This is a genomic window from Actinomyces naeslundii, assembly GCF_001956585.1.
Lineage (GTDB): Bacteria > Actinomycetota > Actinomycetes > Actinomycetales > Actinomycetaceae > Actinomyces > Actinomyces naeslundii.
The window spans coordinates 21,948-41,647 of record NZ_MSRR01000006.1 but is presented as its reverse complement, the minus strand read 5'-3'; the positions used below and the strand labels follow the sequence as shown (position 1 = coordinate 41,647).

At 68.6% G+C, this 19,700-nt stretch carries 22 protein-coding genes; 10 read left to right on the top strand and 12 right to left on the bottom strand.

Going from position 1 to position 19,700, the window contains the following annotated elements; all coding sequences use genetic code 11:
* Positions 1–17: 17 nt before the first annotated feature.
* The 10 genes from ureE to BKH33_RS03185 all read left to right on the top strand — a co-directional run bounded on the left by ureE (position 18) and on the right by BKH33_RS03185 (position 8,315).
* A complete protein-coding gene (ureE, locus tag BKH33_RS03225) occupies positions 18–509 on the top strand; it encodes an urease accessory protein UreE (RefSeq protein WP_003782027.1) in 492 nt (163 codons plus the stop codon).
* Entirely contained in the window at positions 490–1,233 is a 744-nt protein-coding gene (locus BKH33_RS03220) for an urease accessory protein UreF (RefSeq protein ID WP_003782046.1), read from the top strand. Before ureE ends, BKH33_RS03220 begins: the two co-directional genes overlap by 20 nt.
* Positions 1,234–1,267: 34 nt before the next feature.
* The gene (gene ureG / locus BKH33_RS03215) at positions 1,268–1,948 is read left to right on the top strand and encodes an urease accessory protein UreG (protein WP_003782067.1); all 681 of its coding nucleotides are present in this window, start codon (positions 1,268–1,270) and stop codon (positions 1,946–1,948) included.
* Positions 1,945–2,760: an urease accessory protein UreD gene (locus tag BKH33_RS03210; RefSeq protein WP_003781997.1), complete on the top strand. Its 816-nt coding sequence runs from the start codon at positions 1,945–1,947 to the stop codon at positions 2,758–2,760. The genes ureG and BKH33_RS03210 overlap by 4 nt, the downstream gene beginning before the upstream one ends.
* A 60-nt stretch (positions 2,761–2,820) precedes the next feature.
* Positions 2,821–3,756, top strand: a complete 936-nt coding sequence (locus BKH33_RS03205; RefSeq protein WP_076075054.1) for an urea transporter — start codon at positions 2,821–2,823, stop codon at positions 3,754–3,756.
* Between the two features lie 4 nt (positions 3,757–3,760).
* A complete protein-coding gene (purU, locus tag BKH33_RS03200) occupies positions 3,761–4,633 on the top strand; it encodes a formyltetrahydrofolate deformylase (protein ID WP_076068043.1) in 873 nt (290 codons plus the stop codon).
* A gap of 606 nt (positions 4,634–5,239) precedes the next feature.
* Entirely contained in the window at positions 5,240–6,022 is a 783-nt protein-coding gene (locus BKH33_RS03195; RefSeq protein WP_003780843.1) for a DUF6318 family protein, read from the top strand.
* A gap of 2 nt (positions 6,023–6,024) precedes the next feature.
* Positions 6,025–6,843: a hypothetical protein gene (locus tag BKH33_RS03190; RefSeq protein WP_003780834.1), complete on the top strand. Its 819-nt coding sequence runs from the start codon at positions 6,025–6,027 to the stop codon at positions 6,841–6,843.
* A 659-nt stretch (positions 6,844–7,502) separates the two neighbouring features.
* Positions 7,503–7,709 (top strand): hypothetical protein, encoded by a 207-nt coding sequence (locus tag BKH33_RS13535; RefSeq protein WP_143228590.1) that lies wholly within the window; start codon positions 7,503–7,505, stop codon positions 7,707–7,709.
* 81 nt (positions 7,710–7,790) lie between these two features.
* Positions 7,791–8,315 carry a DinB family protein gene (locus BKH33_RS03185; RefSeq protein WP_003780831.1) on the top strand — a complete coding sequence of 175 codons (525 nt, stop codon included), beginning with the start codon at positions 7,791–7,793 and terminating at the stop codon, positions 8,313–8,315.
* 114 nt (positions 8,316–8,429) lie between these two features.
* Here the strand turns inward: BKH33_RS03185 and BKH33_RS03180 are convergent, their stop codons facing one another.
* From BKH33_RS03180 to atpB, 12 genes are all read right to left on the bottom strand, one after another.
* Positions 8,430–9,665 (bottom strand): N-acetylglucosamine-6-phosphate deacetylase, encoded by a 1,236-nt coding sequence (locus BKH33_RS03180; RefSeq protein ID WP_003780839.1) that lies wholly within the window; start codon positions 9,663–9,665, stop codon positions 8,430–8,432.
* Between the two features lie 110 nt (positions 9,666–9,775).
* On the bottom strand, positions 9,776–11,032 hold the full coding sequence (locus BKH33_RS03175) for a DNA glycosylase AlkZ-like family protein (RefSeq protein WP_076142524.1): 1,257 nt from the start codon (positions 11,030–11,032) through the stop codon (positions 9,776–9,778).
* A gap of 10 nt (positions 11,033–11,042) precedes the next feature.
* The gene (gene nucS / locus BKH33_RS03170) at positions 11,043–11,738 is read right to left on the bottom strand and encodes an endonuclease NucS (protein WP_003782656.1); all 696 of its coding nucleotides are present in this window, start codon (positions 11,736–11,738) and stop codon (positions 11,043–11,045) included.
* 372 nt (positions 11,739–12,110) lie between these two features.
* Positions 12,111–12,527: a DUF2550 family protein gene (locus BKH33_RS03165; RefSeq protein WP_003782652.1), complete on the bottom strand. Its 417-nt coding sequence runs from the start codon at positions 12,525–12,527 to the stop codon at positions 12,111–12,113.
* A gap of 3 nt (positions 12,528–12,530) precedes the next feature.
* Positions 12,531–12,797, bottom strand: coding sequence for a F0F1 ATP synthase subunit delta/epsilon (locus tag BKH33_RS03160; protein WP_003782650.1), 267 nt, complete (start codon positions 12,795–12,797; stop codon positions 12,531–12,533).
* Positions 12,798–12,841: 44 nt separating this feature from the next.
* A complete protein-coding gene (atpD, locus tag BKH33_RS03155; RefSeq protein ID WP_003782648.1) occupies positions 12,842–14,278 on the bottom strand; it encodes a F0F1 ATP synthase subunit beta in 1,437 nt (478 codons plus the stop codon).
* Between the two features lie 92 nt (positions 14,279–14,370).
* Complete coding sequence (locus BKH33_RS03150; RefSeq protein WP_076066112.1) at positions 14,371–15,315, bottom strand: F0F1 ATP synthase subunit gamma; 945 nt, start codon at positions 15,313–15,315, stop codon at positions 14,371–14,373.
* A 1-nt stretch (position 15,316) separates the two neighbouring features.
* Positions 15,317–16,948, bottom strand: a complete 1,632-nt coding sequence (atpA, locus tag BKH33_RS03145; RefSeq protein WP_003785331.1) for a F0F1 ATP synthase subunit alpha — start codon at positions 16,946–16,948, stop codon at positions 15,317–15,319.
* 122 nt (positions 16,949–17,070) lie between these two features.
* Positions 17,071–17,886, bottom strand: a complete 816-nt coding sequence (locus BKH33_RS03140) for a F0F1 ATP synthase subunit delta (RefSeq protein WP_003785335.1) — start codon at positions 17,884–17,886, stop codon at positions 17,071–17,073.
* Positions 17,883–18,488 (bottom strand): F0F1 ATP synthase subunit B, encoded by a 606-nt coding sequence (locus BKH33_RS03135; RefSeq protein WP_050998552.1) that lies wholly within the window; start codon positions 18,486–18,488, stop codon positions 17,883–17,885. Before BKH33_RS03135 ends, BKH33_RS03140 begins: the two co-directional genes overlap by 4 nt.
* Positions 18,488–18,697, bottom strand: a complete 210-nt coding sequence (atpE, locus tag BKH33_RS03130; protein WP_003785325.1) for an ATP synthase F0 subunit C — start codon at positions 18,695–18,697, stop codon at positions 18,488–18,490. The genes BKH33_RS03135 and atpE overlap by 1 nt, the downstream gene beginning before the upstream one ends.
* A gap of 81 nt (positions 18,698–18,778) precedes the next feature.
* Positions 18,779–19,699 (bottom strand): F0F1 ATP synthase subunit A, encoded by a 921-nt coding sequence (gene atpB, locus BKH33_RS03125; protein ID WP_232621565.1) that lies wholly within the window; start codon positions 19,697–19,699, stop codon positions 18,779–18,781.
* Position 19,700 lies beyond the last annotated feature (1 nt).

The window sequence follows — 19,700 nt, the reverse complement described above, 5'->3', positions numbered from 1 at the left end:
CTCATCCTGGAGCCTTCATGATTATCGAGTCCATCTCAGGCAATATCCACGACCTGCCCGGCGAGGACCTGGAGGACGTGCACGTTGAGAGCGTGGTCCTCCCCCTGGCCGACCTCACGAAACGCATCCAAAGAGTGCGCTCGGACCACGGCACCGAGCTCGGCATCCGGCTCGCGCCGGGCGCACCGGACCTGCGCGAGGGAGACATTCTGCTTCGCAACGAACGCGGAATCGTCGTCGTGCGCCTGGAGCCCACCGACGTCCTGGTCATCGCGCCCGTCACGGTGCGCGAGATGGGAGTCGTCGCCCACAACCTGGGCAACCGGCACCTGCCTGCCCAGTTCTTCGGACCCGCTGAGCCCTTCCCGGGGCTTGAGGGGCATGACGGTGTCATGGTCATCCAGTACGACCACACCGCCGAGCACTACCTGGAGCACCTGGGGGTGCGTCACGCGCGGATGGAGCGTTCCATGCCCGTCCCCTTCCGCCATGCCGAGCACACCCACTGACCCCTTCGCCCCGGAGTGGGGAGAGCCCGCGTGCTGGCAGCTGCCGCTGGCCCAGCTGTGCGACTCCGCGCTGCCCACGGGCGCCTTCTCCCACTCCTTCGGGCTGGAGACCTACATCTGCGAGGGCGTCGTCGGCGACGAGACCTCCTTCGTGTCCTGGCTGCGCGCGCTCGTGTCCACCCAGCTGACCTTCTCCGAGGGGCTGGGGCTGCGGCTGGCCTTCGAGGCAGTGGTGGCGGACGACTGGGAGGCGATCGCGCACCTCGACGAGCTCCTCGTGGCTCAGGCGGTGCCGATCCAGGTGCGCCGGGCCGGGGTGACGATGGGGCGGCGGCTGCTCACCATCGCCCGCCTGGCCCTGGAAGGCACGGAGGGCGACAGGCTGCTGAGCCGCTACGCGGCACTCGTGGACACGGAAGGCTGCCGCGCCCACCCCGCCATCGTGCTGGCGATCGCCGGCTACGCGCTCACGGCACCACCGGCGGCGGTCACGGCGGCATACCTCCAGTCCAGCGTCATCTCACTGACGCAGAACGCCGTACGAGCCATCCCCCTGGGGCAGGACGCCGGTCAGCGCGCCATCGCCTCGGTACGCGACGACGTCCGCGCCGCGGTCAGGCGGATCGGGGGCCTCGACGAGATGGATCTGGGTGCCGCCGCGCCCGGGATCGAGATCAGCCAGATGCGGCACGAGCGCCAGCGCGCCCGCATGTTCATGTCCTGAAAGACCCTCCTGAAGAGCTATTGAGGAGAATCGCATGTCAGCAGCAACCAGCCAGGAGCACGCGGACGCGCCCGGGCAGCCGGAGCCCCATTCCCAGCACTACGGTCCGGTCCGTATCGGAGTGGGTGGCCCGGTGGGGGCGGGCAAGACCCAGCTCATCGAGCGCATCACCCGGGCCATGAGCCAGGAGGTCTCCATGGCCGCCGTCACCAACGACATCTACACGATCGAGGACGCCAAGATCCTCGCCGCTCAGGGAGTTCTGCCGGTGGACCGCATCGTCGGGCTGGAGACCGGGGGCTGCCCGCACACGGCCATCCGCGAGGACACCTCCATGAACGAGGCGGCGATCGCCGAGCTGGTGGAGCGCCACCCGGACCTCGAGGTGGTGTTCGTGGAGTCGGGAGGCGACAACCTCTCAGCCACCTTCTCCCCCGAGCTCGTCGACTTCTCCATCTACGTCATCGACGTCGCCCAGGGCGAGAAGATCCCCCGCAAGGCCGGTCAGGGGATGATCAAGTCCGATCTGTTCGTCATCAACAAGACGGACCTGGCCCCTCACGTCGGCGCCGACCTGGCGGTCATGGAGGCCGATTCCAAGGTGTTCCGGGGAGACAGGCCCTTCTGCTTCACCAATCTCAAAACCGATGAGGGCCTGGAGCAGGTCATCGAGTGGATCCACCACGACGTGCTCATGACGGACCTGGAGTCGTGAGCACCACCGGCGAGCTGTACCTGCGGATCGCCCAGGACGGCGACCGGAGTATCGCCGTCGACCAGTACCACCGGGGAGCACTGAGGGTGTTCCGCCCGCTGTACCTCGACGGGACCGGACAGGTGGCCTACTACGTGGTCAATCCCGGAGGCGGGTACCTGGACGGCGACAGCTACCTCACCGAGGTCGAGGTCCTTCAGGGGGCCTCGGCAGTGCTGACGACCCAGGCGGCCACGAAGATCTACCGCACCCCCACCCGCCCGGTCCGCCAGGACACCCGGGCGAGCCTGGCTCCGGGGGCCGTGCTGGAGCTCGTTCCCGACCAGGTCATCGCCTACCGGGGGGCCTCCTACCGGCAGACCACCCTAGTTGAGATGGACCCGACGGCGACCTTCATGTCCTTGGAGGTCCTCACCCCCGGCTGGGCCCCGGACGGCTCGGCCTTCGGGTACGACTGCGTGCGGATGCGCACCGAAATCCGCGTCGGCGGCCGGTGCGCCGTCGTCGACAACCTGCGCCTGGTCCCTGGTGAGGCCGGAATGGCGGGTCTGGGAGCCCTGGAGGGACACAGCCACCTGGCCTCCTTCACGGCGCTCGACGCGCGGATCGATGCCGCGCTCGTCACCGAGATCGGCGAGCTGCTCGAGGTCGACGGCGTGCGCGGCGCAGTGACGCGGGTGCCGGGCCCCGGGCTCATCGCGCGGGCACTGGGCGACGACACGACCCGCCTCACCGCTCTCATGCTCGACATCAGCGAGCTCCTGCGCGACCGGTGGTTCGGCGCGCCGAGGCTCGACCTGCGCAAGTACTAGCGACAGCCCGCTCGCCTGGGCGGCGGGCATCTCCCGAGTCTCTACCGATCGGAGCCCCTCATGCCTCAGTCATCTGTTCATCGGCCCCACCACCCGACTCCCGGACCGGGCACCGCGGCCGTCCCGTCGATCGTCTCATCCGGCGTGGGCGCGCTGGGGCGCGGGGTGGGGCAGATCTTCCTCCAGCCACGGGCGCTCACCGGACTGCTCATCGTGGCCGGCATCGCCGTCTACTCACCGCTCATGGCTCTCCAAGTGGTCCTCGGGACGACGGTGTCGACGGTGGCGGGCCGGCTGCTGGACCTGCGAGTCTCCGATGGGCTCCAGGGCTACAACGGGGCGCTGGTGGGAGCGGCGGCCTGGGCTGCTATGGGCGTCTTCTGGCCGGCGACGCTGCTCACCGTGGTCGGGGCGGCGGCGTGCCCCGCGGTCCACCGTGCTCTGGAGCTCGCCCTCGCGCCGCTCGGGCTCCCGGCGCTCACGGCTCCCTTCTGCATCGTCTCCGGCCTGCTGACCGCTCTGCTCAGGGCGATCGACGCGCCGATGGTGCCCGATCCGGCTCCGGTCAGCGGGTCGACGGCGTGGCTGGTCCCGGAGGCGGTGCTGACGGGAGAGTCCCAGGTGGTGCTCGTCGACTCCTGGGTCGGCGGTGCACTGATCCTGGCCGGGCTGTTCATCGCCGGTTGGAGAGTAGGAACGGCAGCGCTGCTGGGCAGCGTCGTCGGAACGGCGGCAACGCTGGCACTCGTTCCCGCCGGCCAGGCGGCGCACGGTCTGGGCGGATACTCTCCGTGCCTGACGGCGATCGCGATCGGCGTCGTCCTCCTGCCTCCCGGGAGGCGGGCCTGGGTGCTGGCGGTCGCGGGATCGGTGCTGACCGTCATCGTGGACCGGGTTTTCACGGCGATCCCGGTGCCGACCTACACCTGGCCCTTCATCGTGACCACCTGGCTGGTGCTCGCCGTCGTCAACTGGCGCGAGCGCCGACTAGGCTGAGGCCATGGCTCACTCCACGGCGCAACCCGACTCCGCCGCCCACCTGGTCCTGTCCCTGTCCTGCCCCGACCGTCCGGGCATCGTCCACGCGGTCACCGGCACGTTGGCGCGCCGCGGCGGGAACATCACCGAGTCCAAGCAGTTCGGGGACTCCTCCACCGGCCTGTTCTTCATGCGGGTCCAGGTGCTCACCACCGTGCCGCGCGAGGAGCTGGAGAAGGACCTGGCCGAGCTGGCCGGCGAGTACGAGATGGAGTGGAGCCTCGATGAGGTGGGGCGCGCCATGCGCACCCTCATCATGGTCTCCAAGGAGGGGCACTGCCTGACTGACCTGCTCTTCAGGGAACGCAGCCAAGGGCTGCCGGTCGACGTCGTCGGCGTGGTGGGCAACCACGAGACGCTGCGGGACGTCGCCGAGTTCTACGGGGTGCCCTTCCACCACATCCCGGTCACCAAGGAGACCAAGGAGGCCGCCGAAGCCGAGCTGCTGGGGCTGGTGGACTCACTCAACGTCGAGCTGGTGGTGCTGGCCCGCTACATGCAGATCCTCTCCCCCGCCCTGTGCGAGCGGCTGCACGGGGGCGTCATCAACATCCACCACTCGTTCCTTCCGTCCTTCAAGGGGGCGCGCCCCTACGCCCAGGCGCACGAGCGCGGGGTCAAGCTCATCGGGGCGACGGCGCACTACGTGACGGCGGACCTCGATGAGGGCCCGATCATTGAGCAGGACGTGACACGGGCCGGTCATGAGGACTCGGTGTCCGTGCTGCAGGCCAAGGGGCAGGACGTCGAGCGCCGGGTGCTGGCGCAGGCCGTGCGCTGGCACACCGAGCACCGGGTGCTGCTCAACGGGCACCGCACCGTCGTCTTCGCCTGAGCACGCTGCCGGCCTGCTGGAGCACCCCAGGAAGGCACGCCGGATCCGAGCATTCTCGGGTCGTGAGGCGAGAGCGCCGGGCCGGCCGGAGCAGGAGATCCCTCGGACGGGCTCCGACGACCCGTGGGATGTTGTGTCGGTGGTGTGATGGTTGGTGGATTCGTGCGAGGTCAGGTGGCGCGGATTCATCTGAGGTGAACGCTGCCGCGACTGCGAGCCAAGGTGTTTCGCTCAGGTAGCACATGGCCATCTCAGATGGACGATTCTGCGATCTCCGGCAGCAGTTCGGGGCGACCGGATTGAGCCAGGCTTGATCTGCGCCGGCTCACGTAGCCGGATGCGAGCGGACCTCGTGTAGCCGACGGGCCCACCAGGCTTGATGATGGCGTGGCTGACTGCAGGTCGTGAGGGCGAGGGGACCTGCACGTACACGGCCGTCCCGAAGGCACAGGACGCGCCAGTAGCCAAGCCGTCAGGTTGAGGTTGTCGCCCGGCCTGCAGGGTGCTGTTCTGGGTTTTCCACAGGGTTCGAGGATGCTCTGGTGGTGGGCGTGTTTGCGCAGGTAGAGTCAATATGCCGCCCGGCCGGACAGGAGTGCTCGGTGGGTGGTTTGGTGGAGTTGTTTCGGTGGCGAGGAGGCTTCCGCGATGAGTACGTCCCTACGGCCCCCTGCGCCTGCGGGCGCGCAACGATCAGTATTCGATCGTCGCCGGCCTGGTTCCCGCCTCGAGCGGAGCCGGGCGGCCGCTGGGCTGGCGGTGGTGTGTGTGCTGGCTCTGGGGTTGACGGCCTGCTCGTTGAAGGACGCCAAGGCGGAGGCGAGCGTGAGCGCCAGTGCCAGCGCCTCGGCGGCCGTCGCCCGTGCTGAGAAGGGCGTCGCCGACGCCAACGCCTCAGCGACAGCCTCACGTGAGGCCGCCCTGACCCCCGAGCTGCGAGCCAAACGCGACGCCGCCCTGGCCGAACCCACACCCGTCAAACCTCTGCACATGGATGAGGAGTCCGCACGAGGCGCCACGGGTAGCGTCTACTACTTCCTCGATCTCTACCGCTACGCCTTCATGACCGGCAACACTACCGAAATTGAAGCCATGACCGAAGACGGCTGCGTCTTCTGCAAATCAGTCATCGACCGGGCGAGCGACCTTCACAAGGACGGTGGCTGGGCTAACAAATGGGATCAGGACATCACGAACATTCGCTACTACGAGAAATTAGACGGCTATAACTACAACCTCATCCACGTCCACATCAACTACGGTCAAATGACATGGTGTCACCCCGGGAAAAACCCCGAAGTGGCCGAACCAATCGAGGACCAAGAACTCAAGTTCGGTGTTCGATACATCAATGGTCGCTGGATGCTTGGTGAGGGGGAAGTGGTTTAAAAATGAGACTCCCTCTCTCGGTCGTGGTTATCACTTCACTTTCGATATTTCCGACAATCGCGGCTCGAAGCGAGCCGGGATCATCTGACCCCACTATCGGTGGAAACAACTCTGGAAGTCGGTCGGAAATAACCGGAGAATATAGCGAAACGATAGAAGTACCTGATTCAGGCCCTGGTGAGCTGCCGTCTCAAGAGCATCCGACCGTGACAGCTTCTGACCCATCGACGTGGGATAAGCAGCCCCACCAGGACTGCGTCAGCGGCGGCGGTCATATCCCGGACATGGACTGCATGTACAACAGGATGTCCCAGCCCGGCGACCCCCAGAACGATGGGCCCGCCGGGGCCAGCCCCCGCACGGTCACGCTCACCACCCGCCAGGCCGCCACTCTCATCGCGCAAGGCTCAGGGATCACCCGCCAACCGCCCGGCCCGAAGGTAGTCATCTCCAAGGCCTTCATCGTCTACACCAACCCCACCGCGCGCCACCAGACCACCACCATCCTGGGCACCACCATCGACGTCGAGTTCACCCCCACCTCCTACACCTGGAACTGGGGAGACGGCACCACCACAACCACCACCGACCCCGGCCACCCATACCCCCACCAGACCGTCACCCACCACTACCAGCACACCGCCACAGCCGTCACCACCACCCTGACCACCACCTGGACCACCCGCTACCACCCCCAAGGCGACACCACCTGGCACACCATCGAAGGCACCATCACCACCACCGAGACCTCCACCCCCTACGACCTCGTCCGCATCACCTCCTACCTCACCGACGACGCCGAAGAAGCCCAAGGCCACTAACCCCCTGAAACACCACCCCCACCGACGTTCCCTTCACGAACGACGGCGGGTTCCGGGGATGGACGCGCCACTCGAGGGAGGGGTGTTTCGCGTCCGGGACTCGGTTTGATCTGGGCGTTCGTCGGAGCGCGGTGATACACGAACACGGCCGGCCCGCATCCAGCTCACCCACTCGCGTTACCACTCGTCCGTCTGATCCGGTCCTCATCCCTTGGGAACAACACCCCATCGCCGTTCCCACACTCCGCCTCTAACCTCAAGGCATGAGCTTCCACCAGAACAGTATGCAGGTATATGGAGTGACACCTCCATATACGCACCAGCTCCCAGCTCCTTCGCCCTACCGTGCCATGTCCTACTCGTCCCTACTGAATTCCATACAGGGAGCCAACGACCACATCGCTTCCACACGGAATACGCTCCTCTTCTGGCTCAGGATCCCGCTGGCCATCGTGATACCGCTCATCACGATCAGCTTGCGCATCACATGTGATGCATTCGGTATGCGCTCCTTCTTCCTCCTCCCATACGCCATCGGCTTCCACGTCGCTACATTAGCCGCCACATCGAACAGGCCATCGCGCCTTGGTAACAGAATCATCACACCGGCAACAGCGACAGCTTTCTTCAGTCACTTGACATTCCTTATACTCCTATCCTTGTCGCTGCCCGATCAGCACTTCATCCCCTCACGTATTCCTTCACCCCTTGAGAGCCTGGGACTCTCTTCCGGCTCCTCCGACATCCTGGCAATGGCGAGCACTATTGGAGTCGGTATCTCGGCTGCAGCCTGCCTCGCCTTCGCCATCATGGAGAAGCCTTCAGCCACGTACATGAGCATCGCCCCCAGTTCCCCGCAGCGTTGAATCCATCCATCGCCATTCAGAGCCGGCTCCCCGTCGACGCCGGGCTCCCGCGAGCGTCAGGTAGAGGCGTAGCCTGACGGTATGACACTTGCAGAGATACTCATCGACGCACTGTCCAGATCCCGCGAGCGCTTTGACCGTGCCCTTGCCGACGTCACGCTGGAGCAGGCCAATACTCCCCCGGTCCCAGACATCGCTCCGCGTACGAACTCCTTGACCTGGTTGGCCTGGCACACGGCCCGCGAGATCGACCTCCAGATCTCGCTCATGGCGGGCCAGGAGTTCGTCTGGTTCACCGGCGGTCACCGGGAGCGCTTCGACCTACCCCTGCCCGACGACACCCAGGACTGGCGCCACACGCCCGAGGAGGCCGCCCAGGTCGTCGTCGACGACCTCTCCGTCCTGACCGCCTATCTCGATGACGCCTATGCCATGGCGTACGGCTACATGCGATCCCTGGCGCCGGAGAGGCTCGACGACATCATCGACAGCTCCTGGGACCCGCCCGTCACCCGGGGCGCGCGCCTGGTCTCGATCATCGACGACGCCGCCCAGCACTCCGGCCAGGCCGTCTACACCCGCCGCCTCCTGGGCCTGCCCGGCTAGGCGCAACCCGCCCGGCACCACACGTTCGCCCCGACCTGGTGGTTCAGGTCGGGGCGAACGGCTCCCACATGACAAGAGACTGCTGGGCCCGTGCGGGCCGGTGGTGCGGGAGGATCAGGCGGCGGGCTTCACCGCCTCGCCGCGGCGCAGCACGGTGACGGGCCGCAGGTCCGCGTCAGTGACGACGACGTCGGCCCACAGGCCCGCCCGCAGCGCCCCCACGGACGAGTCGCCGAGGATCTGCGCGCCCTGGACGCTGGCGGCGTAGACGGCGTCGACCAGGTCGACTCCCCCCTGCCAGGTGGTGCGCACGACGTCGATGAGGTGGGCGGTCCCCCCGGCGATCGCGCCGCCCTCGGTGAGGCGGGCGACGCCGTCGGCCACGGTGACCGGCTGGGAGCCGAGTACGTAGTCGCCGTCGGCCATGCCGGTCGCGGCCATGGCATCGGTGACCAGGACGACGTTGTCGCGCCCCAGGGTCTCGAACATGTCCAGGACGATGGCGGGGTTGAGGTGCACTCCGTCGCCGATCATCTCCAGGACGCACTCGCCGCGCTGGGCGGCCGCCAGGAACTCGGGCACGGGGCCGGGCTTGCGGTGGTGCATGGGGCGCATGCCGTTGAACAGGTGGGTGGCGGTGGAGCGCGGGGCGCGGACCGGCTTGCCGGCCTCGAGGCGCTCGGCGATGCGGGCGGCAGCGTCGGCCAGGGCGGCGCGCACGGGGGCCGCCTCGGAGTCGGTGTGCCCGAAGGAGGGCAGGGCTCCGCCCTCGATGAGGGCCGCGTTGACTCCGTCGTCGCCAGTGATGCCGGGCTTCTCCGGGGCGATCGTCATGGTGACGACGTGCCCGCCGCCGAGCTCGATGAGCTCGCGGGTCAGGGCGGTGTCGGGGTCGATGATGTAGGTGGGGTCCTGGGCGCCGCAGCGCTCAACCGAGACGAAGGGTCCCTCGAAGTGGATGCCGGCGAGTTCGCCGTCCTCGCACAGCCCGGCCAGGACCCGGGTGCGCGCCTTGAGGACCTCGGGGGCGGCCGTCACGCAGGAGGCCACCAGCGAGGTGGTGCCGAAGCGGCGGTGCTCGCGCACGGAGATCATCGCCTGCTCGGCGGTCTCGGCGTTGGGGAAGGACTCGCCGCCGCCGCCGTGGCAGTGGACGTCCACCAGTCCCGGCAGGAGGTAGCCGCCCTCGGGGGCGGCCTGCGCCTGCTCGACGGCGCCTGCGAAGCCGGCCCTGGCGGCCTGGTCAACGGGGCCGACCCACGCGATGTGAGCTCCCGACAGGACGACCGCCCCGTCGTCGATGATGTGGTCGGGGGTGACGACGCGCCCCCGAAGTGCGCGGACCTGCATGGCTTCGTTGCTCATAAGTCGGATTCTGTCACTTCCCCAGACATCAGACAACTTCGTTCGGAGCGTCTTCTCCCCCACACTGCGTGGGCGGAAAGCCGGTTCCGCTCTGCTCACCCGGCCAGGCGCTGCTCCATGCGGGACACGGCCCGGTTGACGTCGCGCTCCACGCGGGCCGACGGCGCTGCCCCGCCCTTCCACAGCAGGCCCTCGCCGACCGGCCGCACGGCGACGAGACAGCCGCGGTCCACCAGGATCGGGCGGAACATGCCGTTGCTCGCCGGGCAGATGAGGCGTTCGCCGTCGTCGTCGGTGAGGCAGGAGCGGTCTTTGTAGCCCACGTGCAGCTCGTCGAAGGAGCCCAGGAAGTGCGTGGCCTGCGCGGCGGTGCGGTGAGCGGACAGGAGGTCGGGCAGGTCGGCGCGCATGTAGAGCAGGCCGGCCTTCGGTGCCGACTCGCCAGGGCCGAGCGGGCGCAGGCTTCCGCGCGCCCCACCCTCGGCGACCGCCCGCACGAGCGGAACGCGGGTCCCGGCCGACTCACCGGCGCCCTCAGCTGAGGCCGGGGCCTGCTCCTCCCCCAGCTCGACGGCGTCCTCCAGGGCGCGGGCGGCCTGCGTCTTGGGCAGCGTGGTCCAGCGGGCCAGGTCCTCGGCGCCGACCGGGCCGTGGCCGGCGGCGTAGCGGTAGGCGATGTGCGCGCAGGCGGCGCGGTGGCCCGCCCCGCCGTGGGCGACGCCTGCACCGGCGGGCCCGGAGTCGGCGTCGGGCAGGTGGCGCGCGTCCATGACGAGGTGCTCATTGCCGGACCGCGGCCCCTGGACAAGGATCCCCTCACGCTGGAGACGCACCAGGAGGTGGCGGCGCCGGTAGGCCGAGACGTCCTCGCCGCGGAAGGCCTCCATGAGGCCGGCCTCCTGCCAGGACGCAAGCAGCACCGAGCGCGTCAGCGGGCCCTGGTCATCGATGAGGCCGAGGGCCACCTCGGCGGCGCGCTCGCACAGGGCGGCATCGACGCCGTAGTCGGCCTCGCTGCGCCGGACCCAGGCGTCGGTGCGGTGCATGAGGGCGGCCCGCAGCCAGTGATGGTCCGCGGCGGTGGTGATGTGGACGGTGCCGCGCATGGGCCAGGAGCGCACGAGGTCACCCCGAGCGAAGGCGGCCTCGACGTCAGCCGGGGTGGCGGCCGGGGCGCGCACGAGCAGGGCGTGCGGGACGGCGGAGACCTGCTGCCCCTGAATGGCGAGCTGGCGGGATACTGCCTGGACGACGTCGGGCGCGGCAGTGGCCGGGATGAGGCCCTGGGAGATGATGCGGGCCAGGCTCACCTCGATCGGCAGCGGCGCGGAGGAGTCGCGGGCGGCGGGCACGGCTGCCTCCTCAGAACAGGCGGGAGGTCGGGTCGTCCATGCCGCGCATGGCGTCGTAGTCGAGGGTGACGCAGCGGATGCCGCGGTCCTCGGCCAGGACACGGGCCTGGGGCTTGATCGTCTGGGCGGCGAAGACGCCCTGGACAGGGGTCAGCAGCGGGTCGCGGTCCAGCAGCTCAAGGTAGCGGGTGAGCTGCTCGACGCCGTCGATCCCGCCGACGCGCTTGATCTCCACGGCCACGGATCGGCCCTCAGCATCCTTGGCCATGATGTCGACCGGGCCGATGGCGGTGGGGAACTCGCGGCGCACCAGGCGGAAGCCGGCGCCCAGGACCTCGATCTGCTCGGCCAGGAGCTCCTGGAGATGAGCCTCGACGCCGTCCTTGGTGAGCCCGGGGTCCACGCCCAGCTCGTGGCTGACGTCGGAGATGGTCTCGAAGACGCGGATGACGAGGCGGTCGTCGGTCTTGGCGGCGCTCACCTCCCAGACCTCGTGCACGCCGTCGGCGGCGGCCTCCTCGTCCGGCTCGGTGACGGTCAGGCGGGCCGGGGCACTCATCCAGTTCAGGGGCTTGTAGGAGCCGCCGTCGGAGTGGACAAGGACCGAGCCATCGGCCTTGAGCATGAGCACGCGGGTGGCTCGGGGCAGGTGGGCGTCCAGGCGGCCGGAGTAGTCGACGGAGCAGGAGGCGATAACGAGGCGCACCCGTCCACCCTAGCGGGGCGGACCGAGGCTCGGCGCAACGCCGGGGCCAGAAGGCCTGAGCATCGTGTCACCCGCCTGCCACCCCTCCGCCATTCGAGCACCGTACCCGACCAGATCAGGGACCATTTCTTCGGCGTGATCCGGAGCCAGGAGCCGTAGCACCAGAAGACCGTGACCCCGCCGTCGAGAACGTACGTCGTGGTCGAGGACTGCGATGTCCTACAGATGTCTGGGAACGGGCCTCAGTAGTCTGCCGGAAAACGCAGTCCTCGCGGGAGAAGGACGTCGCCGATTCGGCCAGGGGGCGTGACTCCGCCCCGCCGGCCCGGCGGAAGCGCCGGCGAGGCTCACTGGCAAAGGCCTGCGCGGGGCTCAGTAGAGGCTGGGTTGCTCGGGGGAGGCGGACTCCACCCAGGCGATCAGCGCCGAGTGCGACTCCTCCATCATGGCCAGGTCGAAGCCCTCGGGACTACGAGTGGCATCCACGCAGTGGACCTCGACGACGCGCCCCTGCTCCCGGCGGCGCCGTACCTCGGAGAGCTCCAGGTTCAAGCGGCTCCATGAGCGCGACGGCCTGGTGGAGAAGGACACGAGGCGGTACCACTCCAGGGAGTCGAGCCGGAAGGAGGCGACCCCGCTCAGCCAGCGCTGCGCCCCGCGTGGACGCAGGGCGCACTCGAAGGAGCCGACCTGTCCGGCCAGGTAGCGCAGGCGGGCCAGGAACCCGCCGATCAGCAGCACGAGGACGAGGACGACGAGCGCCACGACCATCCACACGTGCTGCCCCATGCCTCAGGCCTCCGCGTCCTGCTTCACATGGTCGGCGGCGATCGTGATGACGTCGTGGTCCACGGAGCAGAAGCCGCCGGACACCTCGACCCTGCGCATCTCGCCGTCGACGGGACTCAGGCGCACAGACCCGGATCCCAGGACCGCCACGAGGGGTTGGCGGCCGGGCAGGATGCCCAGCTCCCCGTTGATCAGAGGCACGGAGACCTGCGTCGCCTCACCGGCCCAGGCCTCGCCCGCCGGCGAGACCACCTCAACACGTAAGGCCATGTCCCCTCCTTTCCTGCGCCCGGCTCTCCCCGGATCCTAACGACTCAGGCCGTGAGCTCAGCGGCACGACGCTCCAGGTCCTCGATACCACCGATATTGAAGAAGGCCTGCTCCGGCAGGTGATCGTAGTCACCGTCACAGATACGACGGAAGGCCTCGATGGTCTCCGACAGCGGAACGGTGGAGCCGGCCACGCCGGTGAACTTCTCCGCCATGTAGGTGTTCTGGGACAGGAACTGCTCTATGCGGCGGGCGCGGGCCACCGTCACCTTGTCCTCCTCGCCGAGCTCGTCGACGCCGAGGATGGCGATGATGTCCTGGAGCTCCTTGTTCTTCTGGAGGATGGACTTCACCCGGGTGGCGACGTCGTAGTGCTCCTGGCCCACGTAGCCGGGCGCCAGCAGGCGCGAGGTGGAGGTCAGCGGGTCCACAGCCGGGTAGATGCCGCGCGAGGCGATCTCACGGCTGAGCTCGGTGGTGGCGTCCAGGTGGGCGAAGGTCGTGGCCGGTGCTGGGTCGGTGTAGTCGTCGGCGGGCACGTAGATCGCCTGCAGGGAGGTGATGGAGTGACCGCCGGCGGAGGTGATGCGCTCCTGGAGCTGGCCCATCTCGTCGGCCAGGTTGGGCTGGTAGCCCACGGCCGAGGGCATGCGCCCCAGCAGCGTGGAGACCTCGGAGCCGGCCTGGGTGAAGCGGAAGATGTTGTCGATGAACAGCAGCACGTCCTGGTGCTGGACGTCGCGGAAGTACTCGGCCATCGTCAGGGCGGACAGGGCCACGCGCAGACGCGTGCCCGGCGGCTCGTCCATCTGGCCGAAGACCAGGGCGGTCTTGTCGAACACGCCGGCCTCGTCCATCTCGACGATGAGGTCGTTGCCCTCACGGGTGCGCTCCCCCACGCCGGCGAACACGGAGACACCGCCGTGGTTCTGGGCCACGCGCTGGATCATCTCCTGGATGAGGACGGTCTTGCCCACGCCGGCACCGCCGAACAGGCCGATCTTGCCGCCCTGGACGTAGGGGGTGAGCAGGTCGATGACCTTGATGCCGGTCTCGAACATCTGCTCCTTGGACTCGAGCTGGTCGAAGGCCGGGGGCTGGCGGTGGATGGGCCAGCGCTCGGTGATCTCCATCTGCTCGCCGGGGGCGAGGTTGAGGACGTCGCCGGTGACGTTGAAGACGTGGCCCTTGGTCACGTCGCCCACGGGCACGGAGATCGGTGCTCCGGTGTCGCGCACGAGCGAGCCGCGCACGAGGCCGTCGGTGGGCTTGAGGGAGATCGTGCGCACGATGTTGTCGCCCAGGTGCTGGGCGACCTCCAGAGTGATCTCGTGGGGCTCCTCGCCGGCACTGGTGGCCTGGACGGTCACCTTGAGGGCGTTGTACATCGCCGGGATCGCATCAGGCGGGAACTCGACGTCGACGACGGCGCCGATGATGCGGGTGATGCGTCCCGTCCCGGGGGTGGTGGTGTCAGCCATGTGCGTTCTTCCGTATCTTCCAGAGCTGAGAGGGGGTCCTGCTCGGTGAGGTGAGTCTGTGTGGGGTCTCGACGACGTCGGGGCTTCTCGGTCTACTCGGCCCCCAGGGCGTCGGCACCCGAGACGATCTCGGTGATCTCCTGGGTGATGTCGCCCTGGCGCGCCGCGTTGGCCAGGCGGGTGTAGGTGATGATGAGGTCCTCGGCGTTGTCCGTGGCCGTGTGCATGGCCTGCTGGCGGCTGGCCAGCTCGGAGGCGGCCGACTGCAGCAGGGCGTTGCGGATGCGGGAGCCCATGTAGCGGGTTAGGAGGGCGTCGAGCACCTCCGAGGGACCCGGCTCGAACTCGTACAGCGGCATGGAGCTGCCGCGCTTGGCCGCCAGCTCCTTCTCCAGGGCCTCGTTGCCGGCCTCGTCGAGCTCACCGGCCCCGGCGACGTCGACCACCTTGAGCGGCAGCATCCGGCGCACCTCGGGGACCTGGGAGACCATCGAGACGTAGCGGGTAAAGACGATGTGGACCTCGGCCACGCCGCCGGCCTCGGCCGGCTGGAGGAAGTAGTCCAGGAGGGTGGTGGCGACCTCCTCGATGGACTCGTCACTGGGTCGGTCCGACTGACCGGTCCAGGAGAACTCGATCGGTGTGCCGCGGAAGCTGAAGTAGCTATGGGCGCGCCGGCCGAAGGTGAAGATCACCGGCTCCTTGCCGTCCTTGACCAGCTCCTCGATGAGGCGGCCGGTCTCGCGCAGGATGGTGGCCGAGTAGGCGCCGGCCATGCCGCGGTCGGAGGTGACCACGAGGATCGCCACGCGGTTGGTATCCGTACGCTCCTGGGTAATGGGGTGCTCGAAGCGGGAGTAGGAGCCCAGGGCGGCCACCGCCTGGCTCAGGGCGTGGTCGTAGGGAGAGGCCTCCTGCGCGTTGCGGCGCGCCTGCCCGATCCGGGACGAGGCGATGAGCTCCATCGCCCGGAACACCTTCTGGAGGGTCTGGGTCGATCGAATGCGCTGCTTGTAGACGCGCTGGTTTCCTGCCACGTCAGCCCCTCTTGACCACGAGCTGCTCGGTGGTCCTCTCGGCGGCGGGCTCCTCCTCGGGCTCGGCGACCTGGGCGCCCAGCATCTGCTCACCGGAGGCGAAGGTGCGTCGGAAGGCCTCGACGGCCTTGACCAGGGCCTCCTCGGTCTCGTCGGTGAGCTGCCCGGTGGACTCGATGGTGTCCAGGATGTCGGTGTTGCGCCGCAGGTGGTCCAGGAAGGCCGCCTCGAAGGGGAGGACGTCGGCGACGTCGAGGTCGTCGAGGTAGCCCTTGGTGCCGGCCCAGACGCTGGCGACCTGCTCGGCCACCGGGTAGGGCGTGTACTGGGGCTGCTTGAGCAGCTCCATGAGGCGCTCACCGCGGGTGAGCTGGGCGCGGGTGGCGGCGTCCAGGTCGGAGGCGAACATGGCGAAGGCCTGCATGGACCGGTACTGGGCCAGGGTGATCTTGAGGGTTCCGGCGACCTTCTTCATGGCCTTGACCTGGGCGGCACCACCCACGCGGGACACGGAGATGCCGACGTCGACGGCGGGGCGCTGGTCGGCGTTGAACAGGTCGGACTGGAGGAAGATCTGCCCGTCGGTGATCGAGATGACGTTGGTGGGGATGTAGGCCGAGACGTCGTTGGCCTTGGTCTCGATGATCGGCAACCCGGTCATGGATCCCGCGCCCAGGTCGTCGGAGAGCTTGGAGCAGCGCTCCAGCAGGCGCGAGTGCAGGTAGAAGACGTCACCGGGGTAGGCCTCGCGGCCCGGCGGGCGGCGCAGCAGCAGGGAGACCGCACGGTAGGCCTCGGCCTGCTTGGACAGGTCGTCGAAGACGATGAGGACGTGCTTGCCCTGGTACATCCAGTGCTGGCCGATGGCCGAGCCCGTGTAGGGCGAGAGGTACTTGAAGCCCGCCGGGTCGGAGGCCGGTGAGGCGACGATGGTGGTGTACTCCAGGGCGCCGCGCTCCTCCAGGGTGGCGCGCACGGCGGCGATGGTGGAGCCCTTCTGGCCGGTGGCCACGTAGATGCAGCGCACCTGCTTGTCGGGGTCACCGCTGTCCCAGGCGGCCTTCTGGTTGAGGATGGTGTCCAGGGCGATGGCGGTCTTGCCGGTCTGGCGGTCGCCGATGATGAGCTGACGCTGGCCGCGGCCGATCGGAATCATCGAGTCGATGGCCTTGAGCCCGGTCTGGAGGGGCTCGTGAACGGACTTGCGGGACATGACGCCGGGGGCCTGGAGCTCCAGGGCGCGGCGGCCCTCGGCCTCGATCTCGCCCAGGCCGTCGATGGGCCGACCCAGCGGGTCGACGACACGGCCCAGGTAGGCGTCGCCCACCGGCACGGAGAGGACCTCGCCGGTACGGCGCACGACCTGGCCCTCGTCGATGCCGTCGAAGGACCCCAGGACGACGACGCCGACCTTGCGCTCCTCGAGGTTCATGGCCAGGCCCGCAGTGCCGTCCTCGAAGGTGAGCAGCTCGTTGGCCATGACGCCGGGCAGGCCCTCGACGTGTGCGATGCCGTCAGCGGCGAAGACGACGTGCCCGACCTCCTCGGCCGCGACTTCGGCGGGCTTGTAGGACTCGGCGAACTCGTTCAGGGCCGAGCGGATCTCCTCGGGCCTGATGGTCAGCTCTGCCATCTCGTCTCCTTGCTGGTTGCGTTCTGAGGGCCGGCGGCGCTGGGCGTGAGCGACGACGGCACGGGGTGGGGTGGTGAAGTTGTGGGGACCGGTGCAGGAGGCGGCGCTGGGCGCGTTGCCCGCTATCCGGCCAGACGGGTGCGCAGCTCGGCGACGGCGCCGCGCACGGTGTGGTCCAGGACGTGGTTACGGATCATGACACGCGCCCCACCGATGACCTCGGGGTCAACCTCGCAGTTGAGATCGATGCGGGTGCCCAGGCGGCGCTCCAGGATGGTACGCAGGCGCGACTCCTGGGCCGTGGTCATGGGGACGGCTGTGACGACGTCGGCGATGGTGCGTTGGCGCATGGCGGCGGCCAGCTCGACGACGCGGCGCAGGTTGCGCAGCGGCCCGCCCTCGGCGCGGTGACGCACGCACCAGCGCAGCAGGCTCATGGCCGGGGCGCTGATGTGGGCGGCGAAGACCGCCTCGGCCAGGCGGACGCGGGCCTCGGTGCGGGTGCGCCGGGAGGGCGCTAGGGCCTCGCGCAGCTCGCGGTCGTCGGCGATCCGCTCGTGGACGTCGAAGAGCTGCTGCTCGATCTCACCGACCGCGCCGTCGGCGTGGGCACCGGCGAGGATCGCCTCGATGCCCAGGTCATGGAGGGCGGAGATGAGGTCGACCGGCTTGGACCAGCGGCCGCGGACCATGGCGCTGAGCAGGTCGACGACGCGCCCGTCCACAGTTCCCTCGAAGAGTCTGCGAGCCAGTACCGCCTTGTCCTCGGACTCGCGGCCCGGGTCGGTCAGGGGGCTCTCCAGCGAGTTGACGGCGACCTGGTGGGCCAGGGCGAGGATCTGGCGACCCAGCTCCTGACCCTCGACGCCCGCCGCCGTGAGCACCGGGCTCCAGGCCTGGCTCACGGTCTCACGGGTGGCTCCGGTCCCGGTTCTCACGGCTTCTCCTCCGGGGCGGGCTCGGAGGCGGGGCCGGTGGTCACCGCTGCGTCGACGCCGTCGACGGGAGGCATGGCCTCGAGATCGTCGAGGAAGCGGTCGATGACGCGCTCGGACAAGGCGGTGTCCTTGAGCTGCTCGCCGACGATGCGCTCGGCCAGGGTGGTGGCGAGCATGCCGACGTCAGTGCGCAGCGAGATCTGCGCGGCCTGCTTGTCGGCCAGGATCTGGCGCTGGGCGCCCTCGACGATACCGGCGGCCTCGGCCTGGGCGTCGGTGCGGGCCTGGGCGACGATCTCCTTGGCCTCGCTCTGTGCGTTGTCGCGGATGCGGGCGGCCTCGCGGCGGGCCTCGTCCACGAGCCGGGCGGCGCGCTTCTCAGCGTCGGCCTGGTCCTGCTCGGCCTTGTCAGCCAGGTCAAGGCCCTCCTGGATGCGCCGGGCGCGCTCGTCCAGCACGGCGTAGAGCCGGGGCAGGGCGTAGCGGCCCACCACCAGGAGGATGAGCAGGAGGACGATCGCCGCCCAGAAGATCTCATAGAGCGGAGGCAGAATGAAGGCGGTCCCCCCTCCCTGCCCGCTCTCGGCAGCCAGGGGAAGCATCACTTGACGACGAGCGGCATGACGAAGCCGATAAGGGCCAGGGCCTCGACCATGCCCGCACCGATGATCATGTTGGTGAACAGGCGTCCGGCCACCTCGGGCTGACGGGCCGTGGCCTCCTGGGTCTTGCCGACCAGCAGACCAATGCCGACGCCCGGGCCGAGCGTGGCCAGGCCGTAGCCGACGTATGCGAGAGCAGCGGAGGTCATATGTGGTTCCTTCTTTCTGGCGCCGATGGCGCAGGTGGGGTCAGAGGGTCGTGAAGAGCCTCAGGGACAGGTCGGTGACGTCTAGTGGGCCTCGATGGAGAGCTTGATATAGACGGCGCTGAGGATGGTGAAGATGTAGGCCTGCAGGACCGCGACGAAGACCTCGAACAGGGTCACCGCGATCATGGCTGCGCCGGTGAGGAAACTTGCCGCCGAAGACGCCTGTAGGTGCAGGAGCAGACTGGTGGTCCCGAAGAAGGTCATGGCGAGCAGCATGTGCCCGGAGACCATGTTGCACAGCAGACGCAGGGTGAGCGTCACCGGCCGAACAATGAAGTTCGAGAGGAACTCGATGGGGGTGATAAGCAGGTACATCACCTTGGGCAGCCCCGGAGGCAGGAGCTGGGAGGCGAGGAAGTGACCGATTCCCTGCTCCCTGATTCCGGCACCGATGAAGGTGATGTATGTCAGGGCCGCGAACACCAGGGGCACCGCCACCACCGAGGAGGCGGCGATGTTGAGTCCCGGGATGATGCCGGCGATGTTCATGGCCAGCACTCCCAGGAAGAGGGTCCCCAGCAGGGGGGCGAAGCGGCGTCCGTTCTTATTGCCCAGAAGCATGAGGGCCACATTGCTGCGCACGAAGTCGGCGATGAGCTCGAGCACGGCCTGGCCGCGCCCGGGGACGGTCTTGAGCCGGCTGGCGGCCACCCCCACCGTCAGGCACAAGGCGACCCCCATGACGACGCGGACGAGGGTGAGCCTGTTGAACTCCAGGAACGTACCCTGGCCAAAGAGCGCTTCGGGGAAGAAGTCCTCGACGCCGGGTGAGTGAGGGTGCTGAGTGAAGGCGGGCACCGCAGTCAGCACGATCACCGCAACCAGGACAACCAGGAGCACCCAGTACCACAGCGGTTTGACGAACGGCTTGGCGTCAGCCGTCCGCGGCGCGGCGACGTCGTCGACTGCCGCGTCGCTCTCGGTGACGGTGTTGATGGACAGG

Bases quoted from the DNA above. Each gene is read 5' to 3' on its own strand.
- ureE (WP_003782027.1), top strand. From the start codon at position 18: ATGATTATCGAGTCCATCTCAGGCAATATCCACGACCTGCCCGGCGAG.
- BKH33_RS03220 (WP_003782046.1), top strand. From the start codon at position 490: ATGCCGAGCACACCCACTGACCCCTTCGCCCCGGAGTGGGGAGAGCCC.
- ureG (WP_003782067.1), top strand. From the start codon at position 1,268: ATGTCAGCAGCAACCAGCCAGGAGCACGCGGACGCGCCCGGGCAGCCG.
- BKH33_RS03205 (WP_076075054.1), top strand. From the start codon at position 2,821: ATGCCTCAGTCATCTGTTCATCGGCCCCACCACCCGACTCCCGGACCG.
- purU (WP_076068043.1), top strand. From the start codon at position 3,761: ATGGCTCACTCCACGGCGCAACCCGACTCCGCCGCCCACCTGGTCCTG.
- BKH33_RS03190 (WP_003780834.1), top strand. From the start codon at position 6,025: ATGAGACTCCCTCTCTCGGTCGTGGTTATCACTTCACTTTCGATATTT.
- BKH33_RS03185 (WP_003780831.1), top strand. From the start codon at position 7,791: ATGACACTTGCAGAGATACTCATCGACGCACTGTCCAGATCCCGCGAG.
- BKH33_RS03180 (WP_003780839.1), bottom strand. From the start codon at position 9,665: ATGCAGGTCCGCGCACTTCGGGGGCGCGTCGTCACCCCCGACCACATC.
- BKH33_RS03165 (WP_003782652.1), bottom strand. From the start codon at position 12,527: ATGGGGCAGCACGTGTGGATGGTCGTGGCGCTCGTCGTCCTCGTCCTC.
- BKH33_RS03160 (WP_003782650.1), bottom strand. From the start codon at position 12,797: ATGGCCTTACGTGTTGAGGTGGTCTCGCCGGCGGGCGAGGCCTGGGCC.
- atpD (WP_003782648.1), bottom strand. From the start codon at position 14,278: ATGGCTGACACCACCACCCCCGGGACGGGACGCATCACCCGCATCATC.
- atpA (WP_003785331.1), bottom strand. From the start codon at position 16,948: ATGGCAGAGCTGACCATCAGGCCCGAGGAGATCCGCTCGGCCCTGAAC.
- BKH33_RS03135 (WP_050998552.1), bottom strand. From the start codon at position 18,488: ATGCTTCCCCTGGCTGCCGAGAGCGGGCAGGGAGGGGGGACCGCCTTC.
- atpE (WP_003785325.1), bottom strand. From the start codon at position 18,697: ATGACCTCCGCTGCTCTCGCATACGTCGGCTACGGCCTGGCCACGCTC.